We start from the raw sequence: 19,597 nt of genomic DNA on the forward strand, positions 1-19,597 counted from the left end.
TTAATCCGCTTGAGCCCGCTGACTGCTCACATATCCGTTTCTTTAGGTGCGCCCTTTAGTTTGGCAGATCACCTATCGCAGGCGATTGGTGCGGCTCTACAGCCCCAGATATTTTATAACGGCGTCGTCCCCCTGAAGTGCATTCGCCGGCATTTTTACCTCGTTGTCAAAAACATAAAGCTCAGGTTTCGTCAGTATGGTAACGAAATCCTCCTGGTATCCATTTTTCGAAGCAACAGACTTATCATCCAGTTGCAGATACCGGTTAAAGAATTTGTAGACTGCCGTTCGTTTTGAATATCCATAGTCGTGGCCTTCGTTTGCGAAATGCGCATTGGAAACATGATCATTTGCCTGATATGCGGCATACACTTTCTGAATATAAGGATACTCCACATCCGGTGTGTTCTTCGTCCAATCGGCGCCGTCTGAAACAATCAGTAACGGCTTCGGTGCAAACAGTGCGGCGATCTCGACGTTGTTGGTCTGAAACCCCGACCGCTTATGAATCGGCATTCCACTTTCGCAGACACATCCTCCAAAGAAATGTGCTGATACCTGAACAACCGGAGCAGCTGCTTTAATGCGATTGTCTACGGCAGACAAAATAAAAGTCTGTGTCCCACCTCCTGAGTATCCTGTCATCCCGATTCTGTCCGGATCTACGTCTGACAACGACAGTAAGTATTCCAATACACGTCCGCTGTTAAATGTCTGAAGCACCAGGGCGATCGGCATCTTATGAGTTACCTGCATACATTCTCCTGTGCCGACCATATCATAAGTAAAGACGATGGCGCCCATGCGAGCGAACATGGCGCATCGTTTTTGGGTTTCTTCCGAAAAACGTTTATCAACTCCATGGCCGTGCGGCGTTAGGATGGCTGCATATTTCTTTTGCTTCTTAGCCGGGCGATAAATGTTTCCTGTGATGTAAAACCCGGGGAAGCTTTCGATAGCGATGTTTTCAACGCTATAACCATCCATCTCACGGCGGTGTGTAATAATTGGATTGAAGTCACCGGATACTTTTGGCATTGAAGTCAGCTTCATGCCTTCGATAATACCGCTACGTATTTGAGCGGCGCGTGTCTCCCATGAATTCTTATCGTTCCATTGACGCGCGAAACGGCTCATCATTACTTTAGCTTCGTCTTCGGACCAGTATTTACCCATGCACAACGTGGTATCCTGTGCATAACTCTGGGGCAGCATGACAAGCAATAACACAGCAGTAGTTAAAATCATTTTGCATTTCATAGCTGCAGTTTTTTGGATGATAGAAGTGATCAAATTAAAAGAATAAACAGACTATAGACCGATGATATCTTAAATATTTATGAAGGCGAACCTGCATTTGATCCGATCGGGATCACATATCAATAGCAACAGAGATCGGATCCGATATTCGCGCGCCGCGTGCTCATCATTGTTGAAATGCGTACGATTTCGGCGCGCAACGCACGCAATCAATTCGATCGACGTTCGTGAATTATATGTTAAGACCGTGATTCCGCATTCACAGCTTCATGGACACACGTGATAGACTCCAAACTCCCGTCCGGACCCATTAAAGCGCCTAAAATGAGACGTAAGAAACTCCGAAATCAAACAGAATTCCGTTCGAATTTTAATGCTATTATGCATCCTGGTTTCATAGAACTGTTATGCGTATTCTCTTCTGGTTGTCCCTCCTGGCCTCCCTCGCGGCCCACGGACAATGTCTCACCGATTTCTCAAAACTCACTCCGGAATCCGCACCCGACTATTCCCTTGACTTCGGCCGCTCCATCTCGATGTATGGCGACTACCTGGCTGTTGGCGTGCCCAATAGCGACAGCGTTGGACGCATAACGGGCTTGGTACACATTTATAAAAAGCAGGGAACACAATGGATAAAGCACTCGTCTATTGTTCCTGCGGTTCCCATCGACGCCATCCAGTTCGGCTGGTCCGTGAAGATGAGCCAGGACTACCTGTTCGTAGGCGCCTATGGCCAGGGCGGATCAGTATACGTCTACAAAAAGAATGGCACGGATTGGACGACTCCCGTGCAACTGGCGATTTGGAAGGTACCCGATGGACAACGTTTCGGCACGAGCGCAAACAATCCTATAGGCATTACCGATGACCAAAATACTGTGGTGATCACTGACATCTGGCACCTGGACAGTTCGTTTCCTAATGGAAGCAGCGGGGCCATGTATCTGTATCATAAGAATGCGGGTAACGAATGGAGCAACTCTTCCTCCCGAACATTGATACCTCCACCCGAAGCAGACGTCGATGATTTTGGAGATGGAGGCGTTCAGTTCCAGGGCTCGCGTATGGCGACTTTCGTACGATTTGCACCCACCGCCAACGGACAAATTTATGTGTACAAAGACAATAGCGGTACATTCAGCAACTATCAACTGGAAGCTAAGCTCGCTGCCGGCGATCTCCATTATTCGTATGGATTTGGCAACGACAATTTCGCCTTCACTGAAGACGGAATTTTTACGCTTGCTTCTGTCGACGTTGAAACGGCCAATCCTAAATGGGAAGTAGTGTTCTTTGAACAACCTCAAACCGGCCCATGGCCCGACCGTTACCTGACTTGCCATTTCGATCCAAATACAAGTACTGATAAAAGCTATTGGATTCCCAATGTGTTCGCAGCGGTTGGGAATGACTTGTTCCTTACCTCCCGCGATGAAGATGGCACAGGATTTCTAACACGGCTACGGAAGGGTGCAGGCGGATGGTGTAATCCGGTCTACGAAACGATTGAAGAAAATCTGCCTAACCCTGGCACCGCTCAAAGATTCGGAACGGTGATCGCGGCCAATCAAAATCTCGATGTTGTCGTGGGTTACGTGGCACCACCGAATGTCGGCATCACGCAGGTGGCATTGAAAACTTATACACGATCGGGTAGCACATGGCAAACCGGTTATCTGTATGCTGCTAAGAAGAGCACAGCCGCTCACTATTACGGAACGAAAATTTTGGGACAGGGAGATAACCTTTTTGTTACAGCTCCATACGACGGAACGGTAAAGGCAAATGCAGGTGCCGTATATGTTTATACGAAGAGCGGTGGCGCATGGACAAAAACGGCAAAGATCTTGCCGCCAGCCGGTGGTCGTTACGATGATGTATTCGGCTCGAATATGGCGATCAGCGGAGACTATCTGGCCGTCGCTGCTGCTGGTCATTCACCGGCCGGAAAATTCTTTGTCTACAGGAAGGGAACGGATTGGAGTAATCCCTCATTGGTTCAGGAAATTGTTCTGGCGAACGACGGCCTGATCGTTTACACGTCGGGAGACAATATCGCGATGAGCAAAGACTGGCTCGTGATGCCGTACATGGATAGCGGTAGCTCGGGAGGTATGGCTGAATGTCATATTTTTTTGGCACTCTATAAGTTCGATGGAACCGAATTTAAATTCCATCAATCGATGTGCCTTCAGGGTACAGACTTCTTTGCCAGGAGCTCAACTGTCCCCGTGAGTATTGAGGGCAATCTGATTGTTGCCGGTACAAAAATCCTCGAGCTGAATGAGGAAGGAAACTGGGAAGTAAAATGCGTACTGTCCCAAACCGATTCTGAGCCGATCCAGATTTCATCGGATTTTAAATCTTGGGTCTCTAACGGTGACAAGTTTGGGTATTCGAACTACATATCGAACGGTACGATTTTTATTTCGGCGCCCACCAGGGATTACAATGGTACCTGGGATGTCGGAGCGGTGTACGTATACACTAAACTGCCAAACGAAGAATGGACATCGCGTACGGAGTCCGCAAAAATAATTCCCAACACAAAGGAGGAAAGCGGATTGTTCGGCTACTCGATGGCAGCCTTTCAGAATACATTAATTGTAGGATCACCGATAAACGACCAGTATAAATCAGGTCAGGTAATCAATAAGCCGGGACTTGCATCAGTCTTTCAAGCCAAAGACTATCATTGGACGAATACCCAATGGATCGCCGACTTTACCGGCGACTCTTTCATTAAAGACTACTTCGGCATGGCTGTCCATATTGATGAAACGGATTTCTTTATGGGTGCACCTGTTGAAGATCTTGAAACCGGAAAGATCTCGGGTTCGGTATATGTTGTTCCTACACCTCCTATCGTAAAACTGGTTCCACCTGTTTGCGCTACGAATGAAACGGTGGAACTATTGGGATATCCATTTGAAGGCACATGGTCCGGTCCAGGAATTACAGATCCACAGGGCTTATTTGATCCCTCTTCTGTTGGACCCGGCAAATACATCTTAACTTATCGAACCCCAAACTGTGCCAACGCAGGACTACTGGAGATTCACGTAGCTGATGACCCGTTAACGGTCTTTGCAGATGGAACTGACCATTTCGTTTGTGCCAACGCTAACCCTATTGCTGTTCTGCTACAAGTCGAGCCTAAAGCAAATGTTTCTTATGAATGGTACTACCGCGAAACCAGCAACGGTGTGTTTAAATCTCTGGATGTTCTCTCCTCCGAACTGACGGCAACAAAACGAGGCGAGTATCAGGTAAATGCTAACAACGGGATTTGCTCAGCATTCTCTCCTGTTATAAACGTGCGCAATGAGCAGATCGAGTTAACCCTCGACACAGTAGCCACAAGTTGTAACAACTCAGGCACCTCTATCGCCCTCAAAGCAACACCGGCAGGTGGTGCATGGAGCGGGACAGGTGTTACCAGCAATAGTTTCAGTCCACGCCAATCGCCTGGCGAATACCTGCTGACTTATAAGTACAATTCGCCCCTTGGCTGTCAATACAACAAGACGACATTGGCTAAAGTTATCGCGCCGTATAAGCCAGCGCTGTCAACATCCGGAAACATATGTCTTACGGGCGAAGCAACGGTGTCTCTGACTAACGCGCCTCCTGACTTAGCGACGATCACCTGGTTGAAAAAAGAACCCACCGAAACTGAATATGGGATTGCTCAAAATGGCGGGAACGCTGTTACCATTCAAAGCAATGGCGTCGTAAAAGTTGTCGCGCAAACAACGTATTGCCTGCCGGAAGAAAAATCTATTGTCATCAACGATTCGTTCAAAGCGAACGTCTCCCCGTCAGCAGCGGAGTTGGAATTTTGTCCGAGCGGTGAGGAAAAACTAATCGTGCAAAGTGAAGCACCCGGAATTTCAGTGACGTGGAAATATTATGAACAGTCAATATCAGACGTCATCGCATTAAGCAGTTCAGACGCGGAGTTGAAACCTGAAAAGACAGGGTACTATTATGCTTCGTTGCAGCTTGGTAAATGCCTTTTGGAAACTACTCCTCAACATGTGTTGATTTTACCGGCCGATACTTTATTTGTTCCTAACGTGTTTACTCCAAATGGTGACGGCAAGAATGAGGTGTTCAAAATGATCACGAACGACCCATCAGCATCGTTTGAAGTATTTAACCGTTATGGCGAATCTGTTTATGCGGATCCTGCTAACACGGGATGGAACGGCGGGGATGCGCCTGCCGGTGTTTATTTCTACTATGGGATAAATGCCAACTGCCACAGTGATCCGAGGACGATTAAAGGTACGGTTCACTTGATACGTTAACAGTTGTCAGAGTCAGAGCTTCGCAGCTGACTCACAGCCTTACCGTTCAAACGACGCAAGTTTGTGATGGAAGTCGAAACCATTATGTGTTGTAGTTCATCCGATTAGTCCCAGGGCGGGATCGACATTTCCCGAACTTGTATCTCTCCTATTCGAAATCCGGAAATTGCGCTAATAACATAGGTGGCACACGTGTTGTACTTTATGAGGATGAGTTTTTAATCCCTGTCCCTTGTTAGCGTTAAAACTCCGTCGCAAGATCACCGCAAGCGCATTCCGGCAATACGCAGTACATCGTGTATTTAATTTCGCCTACTGGACAATTCACCTCATCAAGCAAATCACCAACACTTAGATTACATCGCTGTTATAGTTTCGTCTGATACGTTGTGTTCATCATTTTCTAAAAGCGGGGAAGGTGGCGTACGGCATCAAACCGCGGACTGAGTTTCAAATCAAAATGCGATAAATTCCCTGGAATGGTGAGCAGCCATTCGAGTTTATCCATGGCGAGATCGTACTCGCCACGTCACTAAGCACTAATGACATCTTGTGAATTTTCTGAATCAACTCCTCAATGAAACAAGGGCTGATCTTTGTTCACCATCTGGCAAGCATCAGTAAACTTGCGTATTCCGCCGGTGGCATCTTAGAAATTTCCAACCCTTTACACAGCAATTACAATTGCTATCCGTAACTTAAGTCAAAGGTTAGCCACTATGCATGCATCAGGATTCAGTGTCTGTTTCTTTATCGCACTTGTCGGTTTCTCCTGCGCCAAAAACGAACCTCCAGACATTGAATTGACCAAACCTTCAAACACTGTATTAAAAGCGGAACATCAATGGCCTGTCTCATTCGGGTTCGGAAGAACAGCAACAAAAAAAGAAATTGATTCACTGAATATCGAGGTCGGTCCGGACGGAATCGGACTTCCTCCTGGATCAGGCACGGTGAACGAAGGCCGAATAATATACGCAGCCAAGTGCGCCGCCTGTCACGGTAAAAATGGAAAGGAAGGTCCTGAAGATATTTTGGTTGCTCCTTATGGCGCCAGCAATCCATTCAAATATGGCGAAGCAGTTGGCATTGGTAATTACTGGCCCTACGCGACCACCCTGTATGACTATATAAATCGAGCGATGCCCTTCAATGCACCAGGCTCTCTCACATCCGCTGAAGTATATCACTTAACGGCCTTCTTATTGTATCGAAACCGACTCATAGACTCAACGTTTATAGTTCGCGCGGACAATCTCTCATCAATCCAGATGCCCGCGAGAAAACTCTTTGTTAACGATGACAGGCAAGGGGGACCTGGAATCCGATGAGCTCTAAAATAAATATCAGCAGACGAAAGCTGCTTGGCGGTGCTGCCACCGCAGCGGTGGTTCTTGCGCAAACAACCTTTGGAAAAATTCAAAAGGCTGTACCCGTTAGCGAACTGGGAAATCCAACCAAGATCCCCGGCAAGCTAGTAGGAACGATAGGCACCCGTTCTCCATTTGAAACACCAACAAAAGTTACCGGATCATCACTGTCACTTACGCCATTGCAGGATTTGTACGGAAGCATCACCCCATCAGATCTTCATTACGAGCGACACCATGCTGGCGTTCCTACTATTGATCCCGCGAAATACGAATTGCTTATCCACGGCATGGTTGAAAAACCGATGATCTTCAACCTACGCGACTTGAAGCGACTGCCCTCTGTATCTCGCACGATGTTTCTCGAATGCTGCGGAAATTTCCTCGTCTTTGGTTTTAAAAAACCAGCCACGACTCCTCAGGAAGTTTATGGCATGACCAGTCAAAGCGAATGGACGGGCGTAATGTTATCAACGTTACTTCGCGAGGTCGGCGTCGACTCCAAAGCGAAATGGTTTCTTGCTGAAGGCTCCGATGCCGCCGTGATGTCGAGAAGCATTCCACTGAGCAAAGGACTTGATGACGCGATGATTGTGTATGCTCAAAACGGAGAAGCGATAAGACCTGAACAGGGCTATCCCGCAAGGTTACTTCTTCCAGGATGGGAAGGGAACACATCGGTAAAGTGGATCAGAAGGATCGAACTTTCTGATCGCCCCTTCATGACACGTGAAGAGACGGCAAAGTATTCTGATATCTTGAAGGGTGGAAAGATCAGGCAATTCAGTTTTGAGATGGAAGCTAAGTCGATCATTACCTTTCCCGCTTATCCGGCGAAAGTGGAAAAGGGATGGATTGAAATAAGGGGCATCGCCTGGAGTGGCCGCGGGAAAATTGTCAGAGTAGAAGTCAGCACCGACGTCGGAAAATCGTGGTACCCCGCTGAACTACAAACACCGATTCTCGACAAGGCTCACACGACGTTCCGCTACCTGTGGAATTGGAATGGACAAACAACCGAGATCATGAGTCGCGCCATAGACGAAACCGGTTACATCCAGCCATTCTTTAAAGATTTGGTTGATGTGCGCGGTGACGTAACTGGTTATCATTTCAACCCGATCACTAAATGGGTTGTTCACAATAATGGTGATGTGTTTATTAATGAGGACGCGAAAGGGTGGTGATCTGTAATAGTCAAATTAGATCTTTACATCTTATCCGCGCCTACAACAATATTAAAACTTTTGCCATCTTTTCAGCAATCACACCGCGTTATTTGAGTATCCTGATTACACGTCCTTCTGCAACTTCAGGTAACTAATCTCTTATTATGGACGCCGTGTATACCTTCCCACCATCAATTACCCTCACAATATAACGACCCCTCGCAAAATGCTGAATAGCCAACTCCACCTCCAAATGATCTTCACTCACCCCCATTTTTCCAGCATAGATCGAGCGTCCAAAAAGGTCCATAACCTGAACGTTAGCGTTGTCCGACAGCACCAAATAATGAATTTTGACCGTGCTATTTGTAGGTACCGGAAAAACCTTGAGCCTCTTTTCGCTCTCGAGCTCTTCGAGGCCGGTCACTTCCTCGGGTGTCGGCTGTACGGTAATAGCATTCAGACTGGTCGACCAAACACCACCTACTGCGTGAATGAATAATCTATCTTTAAAAACGGCTGCATCGTTAATTGCAGTGTAGTTGTTACATGGTGGCGAATAGGCCTTTTCGATCTCCACATAGTAGGGCTCCTCAAACCATTGATTATTGCATTGACGATCTATTTTTCCTCCTGGAAATCCGTCCTTAAGGCTCTGAACGATTTCGCCTGTACGGGAATAGAAGTATCCATTGTTACCGATAAAGCCAATAGGCGTCGACAAGAATGGACCCAGTATACTAGGGGCAGGTTGATACACAAACTCTTCAGATTCTAACACCCGCTCTGTTAGTCCGCCAGTCTTTCCCATATCATTGCTATAAAATGTGTTGATGCCACCTCGATATTCATTTGTCCCTCTGATCCAGTTCCGATAAACTTGCGCCAAAAAATTCCGCCCTCGTATTGCCAACGACAATAAGCATTCGTCCTCATAGTCTTTTGGATCATAGTTTGGGTCGTCTATGTTATCGAAGTATGTTGCAAGATCGACAACAAGTTGCCATGTTTTTCCCAGGTCGATCGATTCAATGATCCTCGTGCAACTGTAGGCTATTAGCCTGTTGTCTTCGGTTACCATAACGCGCTTCACATCATTAAATTCACCAAAGGTCAGCGTACTCCATTGTTGTTCGCTGTCATCTTTGATATAAAACTTGCTTCTCGATTGTAACAAGACTTTCGGTTTCATGCGTACGACATCGTAAATGGTATCATCGGGCAGAGGAATTATCCGCCAGCTTTCACCGTTGTCGCCGGAATCATACAATCCCTTTTGATCAAATATATCCTCACTGTCCGCGTTGATAAAGTAAAGGTCACTTCCACTAACAACCAATGATTTACCGAAGAGTTCTCCAATTTTAGTATCCTTGGGAAATTCCAGGATGCCGTTCCAGGTTTCGCCGTCACTTGTCCTGTAAATTTTATTATTGAGTGAGGCATATAAGTAGTCGTCACTGGAAGCAAGCATATCACAGCCGTACAGCTTGCCTGTGAGGTTGGTCCAGGTGTTCAAGTCGGTCGAACGCAATATGCCATAGACATCGGTGGAAAAGGGACCTGTCAAAAAGGAGTTTCCATCCGATGCCATATTTCTATCGAAGTCAAAAAAGTCCAGGACGGTCTGATTGACCAGATACCTATCACCTCCTGAAAGCAGGCGTGATCGCTCCCAGGTAAGACCAGAATCGAACGAAACGTATGTTGCAAAACTAACATCCGCGCCAACCGGCAGAGCAGTTTGCGCAACCACAGTATCACCTCGCACAACGAGGTGATAGATTCCTTTTAATGGCGCTTTTCCCCAGATAGGATTCGTATCCACGTTAACGCTAGCCAAAGGCGACCAGGAGACTCCACCATCGGTAGATCGGAATCCATCGGTTATCAGAATACCTTTGGTCACAGCTATAGTCCGGATAGATCTGGTAGTAGGAATACCAGTTGCTGCTTTCCATTGTCTCCCTGCATCTGCTGACACATAAAGACCCATTTTCGTGGCTGCAAACAAGACCTTGTTCAAGCTGGCCATTTGAAAAACGTCAGCATGGGAGGGAATGCCTTCACTGACGTGCGTCCAAGTCGTACCATCGTCTCGGGTGAAATGGATACCGTGTGAAGATGCAAGGAAGATGGTGTCTCCATATACAAGAAAGTCATTCATCTCTATTCCATCAGAACTGGTTGGGAAATCCGTTGGCAACTCTTTCCACAAATTTCCTTTATCCGTTGAACGCAAGATGACGCCGTTCCTACCCTGGTCACCCGCCAGAATAACATTATCACGAATTGCAAAACATTTAAACAATCCCCGTGGCTCAACCTCGCCGAGGTGCCGTAGCCATTCGATGTTCGGAATGGTCCAGGTATTTCCTCGATCTCTTGATATGTAAAACGGTGCCCTGTCGACCGTACCCGGTCCAGCAGCGATGACAAAGTCCGTGGTATATTCAATGGTATGAACATCGGCCATGTTTTCTTGATCAACAACCGGTCCACTCATGAATTTCCACTGCTGCGCGAACAACTGCGGCATAGCAAGAATCATCGCGATCATATTCAAGATGACTACCGTGATAACCTTACACTCGGGGCATTTAATCATATGGCGCTGAGTAAATAGCGTAATGGTGCTAATTCCTTGTAGGCAACAGGTAGGATCTGGGACACAACCCTGCGGCGAATTATAAACTTAGCGCTCCGGCACCCGCCTGTAAATAGTCATTAATGACTATTTACAGGATGCCAACATACAACATCCCTACCGGGTCGGAGTTCAAACACTAATATTGCCATCGATGGGAGCTTTAACGCTCATGCGTAAGCCTCTTCACAACAACCTCTCCTTTGCCAATTGGTGAATAATGCGGTATCTTAGCTATGGTCGTTCAACACATTACCCACACCACCCGTTATGAAGGCCGATCTGTCCTACTCAGAGTTTTTAGGAACCGTGCACAATACATCAATCGACGACGTCGACGAGCTGTTGACCAATGGTTCAACGATTGGCGCACGCATCAATAACTTCCTGCAGCACACCATGCCAGCGTGCTATATCCTCGACTACACGAGAAAGAAATATATCTATGCATCTCCCAGGATGAAGGACCTCATCGAACATCCGATATCTCACTTTCTTGACGGGGGCGTGGAGTTCGCTTTCAAACTATGGCACAAGCAGGACCTCAAAGTATTCGATGAGAAAATCTTTCCCGCCAACCTTGACTTCCTGAAGGCGACACCGCCGGCTGAATATTCGTCCTATTTGTTCCAATGCAACTATCGTGGCAAACGTAAATCTGGCGAATATCGGCATGTAATGCAGGAATCATTTTTTATTAAAGCAACAAGCACAGGGCTCCCATTAGCAAGCATTGGTTTTCTTTATGACGTGTCATCTTTTGTGACAGGTAACAAGCTTAATCATAGGATCGTCCGTTTGGATAAGGATGAAAAATCTGGTGCGCATCCATCTGTTGTGCAGAACAACACTTTCATTTCAGGCAGCGAAGAAATCACGCTAACGAAGCGTGAGATTGAAATATTGAAATGCGTCTGTGATGATCTGAGTAGCGAAGAGATCGCCCAGAAGTTGTTTATCAGCAAGCACACAGTCGACAATCATCGAAGAAATCTGTTGGAGAAAACCAATTGCAAGACTTCCGTGGGTCTTGTGAGGTTTGCGCTTGAAAACGGCTTTCTTAAATACTGAAGACGTCCTGGCAATATTGCCGGATCAACTCGTCAAAGAGCAACGGCTGGTCTATGTTCACCAGGTGGCCGACGTCAGTGAACTTATGTATTCCACCACCCCAGTAAGGAAGTTCGACCTGGTCAAGCACATCGGGTGGTATGCTTTGATCATCACAGCCATACACAACGAGCGGCTGCTTGCCCCATTTCCTTACTAAGTCAAGTTCATCCGAGTACTTACCTTCACCAATACTTTTGGGAAACTCAGCACGAAACTGTGGTCGCGTCTTACAGTGATCTTCAATCAGCATATCCACAAGACTTGAATTGTTCTGCCTTATCAGCGTGCTGTAATAGCGCTGTATGCTAGACAACGCAGGAGAAGGTTGAAACAATACTTCTGCTACGACGCCGTCTCTAACCACGCGCGCAACGGGTACTTCTTTTCCTACAAGGCCAGTTGAGATCAAGGCAATACCTGTAGGCTGACAACCCAATCTCAGCATCTCTGCTATTACATTTCCCCCCAGGCTCAATCCAACAAGACAATATGATACTTTACCTACAACAGCATTGACGAACTTCACCATGATGGAAGCCATATTGATCACACTATAGTCGCCCGACGCTATTGCTGACGATTGCCCATGACCGGGAAGATCAGGCGTAATGATGCGGTAGTCACTCAAGGTCTTGCTGTCAATTTGGGGTGTCCAAACCCGGCTTGAGTTACTATTCCCATGGATGAATACCAGGCTATCACTCTTGTGAGAATTGAAGTCCTTGTAGGCAATAGTGGTGTTGTCGGAAAATCTATAGAAGTGGGAACTCATAACGTTCTGGCACCCGTAGGCCTCAACGGATCTAAATTGTCTTGAAGAACTATACAATTAAGTAAAAGGCTTCGATCACTGTCAACGTTACTGCTACCACGGTTTCGCTTTTCAGACACAATCGAGAGGTGTATTGAAAAATAAGAAATATTCCAGAATAAGTGATCCTCACTCAGGATGAGTTGTCAACTTGATGCGCACTTCTTAGCCGAGGCTAGTTCTTTCTGGCAGTGTGGGGGAACGACGATGACAACTATACTGCAACTACACTAGCGACACCCAACCTCCTTTACGGTATTGCCATACTTGCGTGAGTGCAATGTCTTACGATAAAATAGTCATCAATGACTATTTACGCGCGTCACTCTGCTCGCTAAGTTTATGAGCTGTCGCCAAGTGCTATTCCAAATGCAGCTGGCGGAGTGCAACCCGTGACATTGCATCACCTTACAATAGAAGTCAACCCCAGCTTGCATTGTATTAACCTATCTATCTATATGAGAGCTCTCGCCCTGTCAATCCTCGTCTGTTTGTCATTCAATTTGTTTTCTCAAAATAGCCCTGTTTCGCCGTCGGCGGTTAAGATTGACTGTGACGACATGAAGCCCTTTCAACAGGGGCTTTCTGTTGTTAGGAAAGGTCGTTCCTGGGGAATTATTGACGCAAAGGGCAACTTCCTGGTCCCCTATGGTAAATACAAAAGCATCTCCGATGAAGGCTTCATTAATGGATACTGCGCGGTCTCGGCCGACGTTGACAAAACTGGGTATATAGACAGATCGGGAAAATTGGTAATCCCATGTGAATACAGTCTCTGTGAACCATTCGATGATCAAGGTTACGCATACGTTGAAACAAAAAGTTATCGGGGTGATTCATATATGATTAAGGCAAACGGCGAAAAGATAAAACTCCCACCGGACGTAAAGCCGGGTATACAACAACATGGGATTTATGATCGTTCCGGAAAACTAATCGAGAAGGTCGATAACGTGACTATCGGTAAACTTTCTGACGGATTGATACGTGTGCAAAGAATAGTCGAACATGGCGAGTTCAAGTACGGGTACCTTGATAGAAATGGTAAAGTTGTAATCCCTTTTCAGTTTAGTTATCAACCAGGGGATTTTTCGGACGGCCTCGCAATCGTGTATCCAAAAGATAACACCAATTTCGACTATGCCTATATAGACAAAACTGGAAAAGTTGTTCTGGAAATTAAAAAAGGAAGTCTTCAGCAATTTTCCGGATCGAGAGAAAGTCGATATTACAATTTTTCTAATGGTGTCGCATTGTCTCGGTATAACGTGAACGGGAACCAGGCAACCTTGTTATTCAAGGATGGAAGTGTCAAGGGATTCAACGATATTCTAAAACATCCTAAAGCAGCAACCGCTACCTTTGCTTCCATGGAAAATGGTTATATCCTTTTCATTATTGCCAACTCCCTCGGATTAGCTGACAAAAACGGAACTGTCATTATAGAACCTAAGTTTAGGTCGCTAACGTTCTTCGATCCTGTGTCAAATCTTGCACAAGCATCCTATGAATCATCAGGAGTGTCCGTGACTGGATTTGTTGACATCAAAGGGACGTTCGTAATAGTGAAAGGATCATCATCGACCTTTTAACAATCCTTAAGTTTTTCGGAAATTCGAAGGTGCTCATATCAACGCTGTGGTTACGATGACGGTGAAACTGTTGCGTAACGAGGCACTGCCACCAGTACCGTAGCAGCAGTCCTCTATGAAATTCATGGATGGCAAGCCAGCTCCATGCTGCGTACCGTTGTCCGTCTGCTGCAAACAGCTGATCTCTCCGAAGCTTAACCAACTTCCGCAACAACACAGTTGATGGGATTCTTCCTGACAGGCTAACGCATATCCTACCAACCTGCCATCCCACTCCCTGTAACCAGCGACATATCGCTGAAAATTCACCACCCCATCACCTGCATGTTACGCCCAGCACATCAATTGGGACAAATCCAACAACCCAAACACACCTGAGGCGATAGTTTTATGGGTTACCAACACACGCGTGTATCATTCATCTAAAAAACATTCGTTCACTTAAATCCTCTCGTTATGAAATGGACATCTGCACTACTCTTAGCGACATTGACTGTCAGCGCGAACCTTGTCGCACAGCCCACGCGATACGGAACAAACGCAGGGTTTTGGGGCATCAAGGGCAGCTACTTCGGCGAGTCTGCCGGCCAGACCGCTACCCTAACCAGTTCTGAGAATTCCTTTTTCGGTGCCTTCAGCGGACGACTAACCACTGGAAATCAGAATACCGGCCTCGGTGCGAACACTCTTTTTTCTAACACCACCGGAGGCGCCAATGCGGCAACAGGGTTCGAATCGCTCTACGATAACACCACCGGATCATTCAACACCGCCAATGGATATCTTTCGATGCACTCCAACACAACGGGTAAGGACAATGCTGCCCTCGGGGCGTCCAGCCTTTACAGCAATACCTCAGGGATAGAAAACACTGCCATTGGAAGCTTCGCGCTCTCTGTTAATAAGACAGGAAACAACAATACTGCAACGGGTAACAAGGCGCTCAATTCCAATACCGCCAGCAACAACACCGCTAACGGTTCGCTCGCGTTGCAGTTTAACACCTCGGGCGACGGCAATACCGCGGTAGGCTTCGGCTCGTTAAACGCCAACATCACAGGTTCAAATAATACGGCCGTCGGTCTTTCCGCTGCCTTCGCTAATTCCAGGGGCCAATTTAATACAGCAATTGGTCGCCGGACGCTCGCCAATAATTCTACAGGAAGCTACAATACAGCTTTAGGCAATTCCGCCGGCCCGGACAAGGACACGTACGAGAACACTACTTCACTTGGTAACGGGGCAATAACAACATTTTCCAATTCGGTGAGGATAGGAAACTCCTCAGTCACCAGCATTGGCGGTGCCGTGGGATGGTCTGTGGTATCCGACGGTCGCTTTAAGGTGAACGTCAAAGAAGACGTATCAGGACTTGACTTCATTAATCAGTTGCGGCCTGTTAGCTATGAACTTGACAGGGCAGCACTGCGGAGATTCTTAAATGTCCCTGACGACGGTTCCCAGTTGACTAACGTGAAGGCCGCGCCTTCAAGGCAAACCGGTTTCATCGCACAGGAGGTAGAACAGTTGGTAAAAAAATCAGGGTACGTATTTAGCGGAGTCGAATCACCACAAAACGAGAATGATCATTATAGCATTCGTTACGACGACTTTGTTGTGCCCCTTGTCAAGGCAGTACAGGAGTTGACATCTAAGATGAACGAACAGCAACAGATTCTGGAGGAACAGACACTCGAGATCAGCGCATTGAAAGAAAAGCTCGGTGCTTACAATGGAACTTCAGGAGATGCCAGTGAACTAAAGGCTACGCTTTTTCAGAATACACCCAATCCATTTTCATTGGATACAGAGATCAAAATGGCGCTGCCGGAAACCACCAGGCAAGCCGAGTTGATCGTCTACAACATGGAAGGCAAACAACTTAAGACTTTTCAAGTTACACAACGGGGTAACTCATCCATTAAGCTCTCGGCAGGTGAATTCAGCGCCGGGATGTACCTATATGCTTTAATCGTCGATGGAAAAGTTGTGGATACGAAACGTCTTATCCTGACGAAGTAGTTCACAAAAGTCTGAGAACTGAACCGTTCATCGCTGTGCAACTGATCGGCTATGGGCGGTTCATTTCAGGCTTGAATGACCAGGACTGAAGCGGATACGTTCCATTGGGGAGTCATCTGCTCATACATGCATTGGCGCATCGTCACACTAAAACGTCCGAACTCCGGTGAACAAACTCCGACGGCGTCATCCCTTTATGGTCTTTAAAGCATTTGCTGAAATGTGAAACGTTGGTGAATCCACAATCATACGCCACCTGACCTATCTGCGCGTTTTTGATTACCAGCAATTGACACGCTTTTTCCAAACGGAAATGCCTGATGAATTCTCCGGTGGACTGATCCGTTAACGCTTTCAGTTTACGGTGCAATTGCATCCGACTGAGACCAATCTCGCGATTGAATTCTTCGACACCAAAATCAGGATCTGAATACCTTCGTTCCAGGATAGCCATGATGTTTTTCAGGAATTCACCATCGACAGAAGTGACCACTACATCCTGTGGCTGCAACGTTATCTGCTGACGGTACAGCTCACGCAACTTGCGCCGTTGCTCCACCAGGTTGTGAACACGCAATTGCAATTCTAAAGCGTCGAATGGCTTGACCAGATAATCATCCGCGCCGCGCTGAAGCCCGTCGAGCTTGCTGTCCTGCCCTGCCTTGGCGGTAAGCATAACGACGGGTATATGACTCGTTGCAGACGTACTTTTCAATTTCTCGCAGAGGGCTGTGCCATCCATGCGCGGCATCATAACGTCGGTGACCACTATATCAGGGATCACCGATAATGCTTTCTCCCATGCGATCACTCCATCCTCTGCTTCCAATACCCTGTAGTTGGACGTCAGTATCTTCCTGATGAATGAGCGCATATCCTGATTGTCCTCCGCGATAAGCGCGAGCGGCAACTCCAAAGCAGATGAACCTGTTCCCGCTGTTGCAACGTCATCGGATGCAACGTCATGGTTTGCTACGCCATCGGCAAAATACTCTGGTGAATCTGCAAGTTCTGATGAATCTCCAATTTCTTCAGAAGACGTCTTATCCATGTTGACACCGAACGCCGGAGTAACAATCTCCTCTGACTTGTACTGATGCCGGTCTACCGGAATCGTCAGCTTAAATTCACTACCCTTTCCGGTTTCACTGGTCACAGTCAGGGTGCCATGATGCACTTCCGCCAATTCTTTTGCGAGCGACAAACCAATGCCTGTCCCCTCGCCTGTACGCGTCGACGAGTCATCAACCTGATAAAATCGGTCGAAGACATACTTGATGTGGTCTGCCGATATACCAATGCCATTGTCGCGTACACACAGCGTTAGTGCATTGGAGTAGCTTGCCTCTATGGAGATAGTGCCACCATCGGAAGTAAACTTAAACGCATTGGAGATCAGATTGAAGACAATTTTTTCCAGCTTGTCGCGATCAACAAAACCTTTAGTCACGCCCTCATCTATGGTAACTGTATAATGAATACCGCGTTGGTCCGCCTGCGATTGGAACGCCGAGTACAACGTCATCACCGTACTCCTGAGATCGGTTTCCGCCACCTGCAGTTTCATCTTTCCCGCCTCTATCCTGGACAAATCGAGAAGCTGGTTGATGAGTGCGTGAAGCCGGGTCGCGTTTCTATGCATCATACTCAGTTCATCCCGCCCTATAGTCGTATCGGGCTGTGAAAGTAACTTCTGCAGGGGCGTCAATATCAGTGTAAGGGGCGTACGGAATTCATGTGAGATGTTGGCAAAGAACCTCGACTTTGCTGTATCCAGTTGCTTCAGCTTATCTGCGGTGCGTTGCTTGATGAGGTATCGGTTATACAGCACACCGATCAACAGGATCGACAGAAGTGAAACGCCAATCAGGTATATTCTCTGCGTACGCTGTTTGTCAAGTTGCAGCGTCTTGATCTCATTCTCGGCATGGAGGGCATTGATCTCGCTCTGTTTCTTTTCATTCTGATATTTCGCTTCCAGTTCATTGGACGCCTCCTGGTTTCGAAGCGCGGCAATGCTGTCTTTCAGATTCGCATACAGCACATAGTTGTCGTGAGCCAGCCGATAGTTCTTCTGTTCGTGGTACAATTCACTTTTATACTGGTAGCCATCCATCACCAGTGATAGAAGATTTTTTCTTCGCGCGAAGAGCATCGCAGAATCAAAATACATAACAGCCATATTCGGCCTGCGGATATTCCAGTAAGCCATCGCTTGTGCACTGAAATCGTAGGCCATTCCCATCGAGTCTGCAATGCTTCGCTGAATGATTAGCGCGCTGACATAATACTTCAGCGCATCATCGAATTTCTTCAATTCAAAGTAGATATTTCCGATGTTAGTGCTGGTCTCTGCGACATCTCTTCGTTCCCCCATTTTCTCGTATACTGCAAGCGCGGCATCATAGGTCTTCAAGGCTTCTTCAAACTTCCCTTGCTTGCGATAGATTCTTCCCATCAGTCGGCGGGCATACGCAATGGACGATTGTTTGGGGATTCTTTCTGCGATCACAAGGCATTGATGGGCATACCCCAACGCCTTGTCATAATGGCCAAGGAGGTATTGGATATTCCCGATGTTCGATAGGCTTTGCGTAAGACCTTCATCATTGTGATACTCTTCAAAGATGGTCGAGGCGTGAATGTAGTTCGCGGATGCCTCCTCGAAATTGTTCTCCTCTTTGAACACATTTCCAAGCATATTATAAACGAAGCTTTGCTTGACTTCATCATCTTTACCCAGATCAAGTGCAAGGCTTTTGTTTAGGATAGCGCGGGCCGAATCAAGTTTTTGCTGCCTTACATAAACGATGCTCAGTTGCAGGTACGAATCAGCAAGCAACGAAGTATAGTTGTTTGCTTCACAGAGGTCGATGCCTTTTCGTAAAGTCGTAAGCGCAGGATCGTAGTTACTTGTTCGCGTGTACAGTGACCCGAGGTGAAGAAGCCCTTCTGCAATCACTTTGGTGTTGCCGTTTTTCTCTGCAAGGGTGAGGGCCTGTTGGCTGTAGACAATGCCTTTGTCGTGATCTGATTCATCGGCAATGGCTTTCAGGATGCGAATCTTATCCGCATCTGAAGATGCAGACTTCAGGGTACTATTGAGGCTGTCTAACAGGTGCGTTGTATGCTGCGCATGGGCCACCGCGCAAAACACGATGACGCATGAGGCGACTAAATGTAAGCGCCTTTGATTGAAACGTCCAGATGACGGAAGTAAAACGTTCATCTATTGACGAGTTAGTAGGGATTGCAGATAACTACACTAGGAACTTCTTAATCTTTGAATCAGGGTGC

At 46.9% G+C, this 19,597-nt stretch carries 10 protein-coding genes; 6 read left to right on the plus strand and 4 right to left on the minus strand.

The genetic code is table 11. The features are described 5' to 3' along the window. Window positions 1-96: 96 nt before the first annotated feature. Window positions 97-1,260: an alpha/beta hydrolase family protein gene (locus WBG78_RS28630; RefSeq protein WP_337329965.1), complete on the minus strand. Its 1,164-nt coding sequence runs from the start codon at window positions 1,258-1,260 to the stop codon at window positions 97-99. 407 nt (window positions 1,261-1,667) lie between these two features. Here WBG78_RS28630 and WBG78_RS28635 point away from each other — a divergent pair, with 407 nt between their 5' ends. The 3 genes from WBG78_RS28635 (at window position 1,668) to soxC (ending at window position 8,133) form a co-directional block, all read left to right on the plus strand. Further along, window positions 1,668-5,576, plus strand: a complete 3,909-nt coding sequence (locus WBG78_RS28635) for a gliding motility-associated C-terminal domain-containing protein (RefSeq protein ID WP_337329966.1) — start codon at window positions 1,668-1,670, stop codon at window positions 5,574-5,576. 719 nt (window positions 5,577-6,295) lie between these two features. Next, window positions 6,296-6,907, plus strand: coding sequence for a c-type cytochrome (locus WBG78_RS28640; protein ID WP_337329967.1), 612 nt, complete (start codon window positions 6,296-6,298; stop codon window positions 6,905-6,907). After that, a complete protein-coding gene (gene soxC / locus WBG78_RS28645; protein ID WP_337329968.1) occupies window positions 6,904-8,133 on the plus strand; it encodes a sulfite dehydrogenase in 1,230 nt (409 codons plus the stop codon). Before WBG78_RS28640 ends, soxC begins: the two co-directional genes overlap by 4 nt. Window positions 8,134-8,266: 133 nt before the next feature. On the opposite strand, the gene WBG78_RS28650 is transcribed toward soxC, so the two are convergent. Continuing rightward, window positions 8,267-10,723, minus strand: coding sequence for a T9SS type A sorting domain-containing protein (locus tag WBG78_RS28650; protein ID WP_337329969.1), 2,457 nt, complete (start codon window positions 10,721-10,723; stop codon window positions 8,267-8,269). Between the two features lie 309 nt (window positions 10,724-11,032). Here WBG78_RS28650 and WBG78_RS28655 point away from each other — a divergent pair, with 309 nt between their 5' ends. After that, window positions 11,033-11,833, plus strand: coding sequence for a response regulator transcription factor (locus tag WBG78_RS28655; RefSeq protein ID WP_337329970.1), 801 nt, complete (start codon window positions 11,033-11,035; stop codon window positions 11,831-11,833). Here the strand turns inward: WBG78_RS28655 and WBG78_RS28660 are convergent. Beyond that, on the minus strand, window positions 11,823-12,647 hold the full coding sequence (locus tag WBG78_RS28660; protein WP_337329971.1) for an alpha/beta fold hydrolase: 825 nt from the start codon (window positions 12,645-12,647) through the stop codon (window positions 11,823-11,825). The two genes, WBG78_RS28655 and WBG78_RS28660, sit on opposite strands and share 11 nt — an antisense overlap. Before the next feature lie 599 nt (window positions 12,648-13,246). Between WBG78_RS28660 and WBG78_RS28665 the strand changes: the two genes are divergently transcribed. Together WBG78_RS28665 and WBG78_RS28670 are read left to right on the plus strand one after the other, a co-directional pair. After that, window positions 13,247-14,278, plus strand: coding sequence for a WG repeat-containing protein (locus WBG78_RS28665; RefSeq protein ID WP_337329972.1), 1,032 nt, complete (start codon window positions 13,247-13,249; stop codon window positions 14,276-14,278). Between the two features lie 456 nt (window positions 14,279-14,734). Then, window positions 14,735-16,300, plus strand: a complete 1,566-nt coding sequence (locus WBG78_RS28670) for a tail fiber domain-containing protein (RefSeq protein WP_337329973.1) — start codon at window positions 14,735-14,737, stop codon at window positions 16,298-16,300. A 142-nt stretch (window positions 16,301-16,442) separates the two neighbouring features. Here WBG78_RS28670 and WBG78_RS28675 read toward each other — a convergent pair whose 3' ends face one another. Continuing rightward, a complete protein-coding gene (locus tag WBG78_RS28675) occupies window positions 16,443-19,529 on the minus strand; it encodes a hybrid sensor histidine kinase/response regulator transcription factor (RefSeq protein WP_337329974.1) in 3,087 nt (1,028 codons plus the stop codon). Between the last annotated feature and the right edge of the window lie 68 nt (window positions 19,530-19,597).

Origin of the sequence: Chryseolinea sp. T2 (assembly GCF_037203685.1) — a bacterium.
GTDB lineage: Bacteria > Bacteroidota > Bacteroidia > Cytophagales > Cyclobacteriaceae > Chryseolinea.

What these genes read in the sequence shown, in the direction of transcription:
- WBG78_RS28630 (WP_337329965.1), bottom strand. Translation starts at nt 1,260, where the DNA reads ATGAAATGCAAAATGATTTTAACTACTGCTGTGTTATTGCTTGTCATG.
- WBG78_RS28635 (WP_337329966.1), top strand. Translation starts at nt 1,668, where the DNA reads ATGCGTATTCTCTTCTGGTTGTCCCTCCTGGCCTCCCTCGCGGCCCAC.
- WBG78_RS28640 (WP_337329967.1), top strand. Translation starts at nt 6,296, where the DNA reads ATGCATGCATCAGGATTCAGTGTCTGTTTCTTTATCGCACTTGTCGGT.
- soxC (WP_337329968.1), top strand. Translation starts at nt 6,904, where the DNA reads ATGAGCTCTAAAATAAATATCAGCAGACGAAAGCTGCTTGGCGGTGCT.
- WBG78_RS28650 (WP_337329969.1), bottom strand. Translation starts at nt 10,723, where the DNA reads ATGATTAAATGCCCCGAGTGTAAGGTTATCACGGTAGTCATCTTGAAT.
- WBG78_RS28655 (WP_337329970.1), top strand. Translation starts at nt 11,033, where the DNA reads ATGAAGGCCGATCTGTCCTACTCAGAGTTTTTAGGAACCGTGCACAAT.
- WBG78_RS28660 (WP_337329971.1), bottom strand. Translation starts at nt 12,647, where the DNA reads ATGAGTTCCCACTTCTATAGATTTTCCGACAACACCACTATTGCCTAC.
- WBG78_RS28665 (WP_337329972.1), top strand. Translation starts at nt 13,247, where the DNA reads ATGAAGCCCTTTCAACAGGGGCTTTCTGTTGTTAGGAAAGGTCGTTCC.
- WBG78_RS28670 (WP_337329973.1), top strand. Translation starts at nt 14,735, where the DNA reads ATGAAATGGACATCTGCACTACTCTTAGCGACATTGACTGTCAGCGCG.
- WBG78_RS28675 (WP_337329974.1), bottom strand. Translation starts at nt 19,529, where the DNA reads ATGAACGTTTTACTTCCGTCATCTGGACGTTTCAATCAAAGGCGCTTA.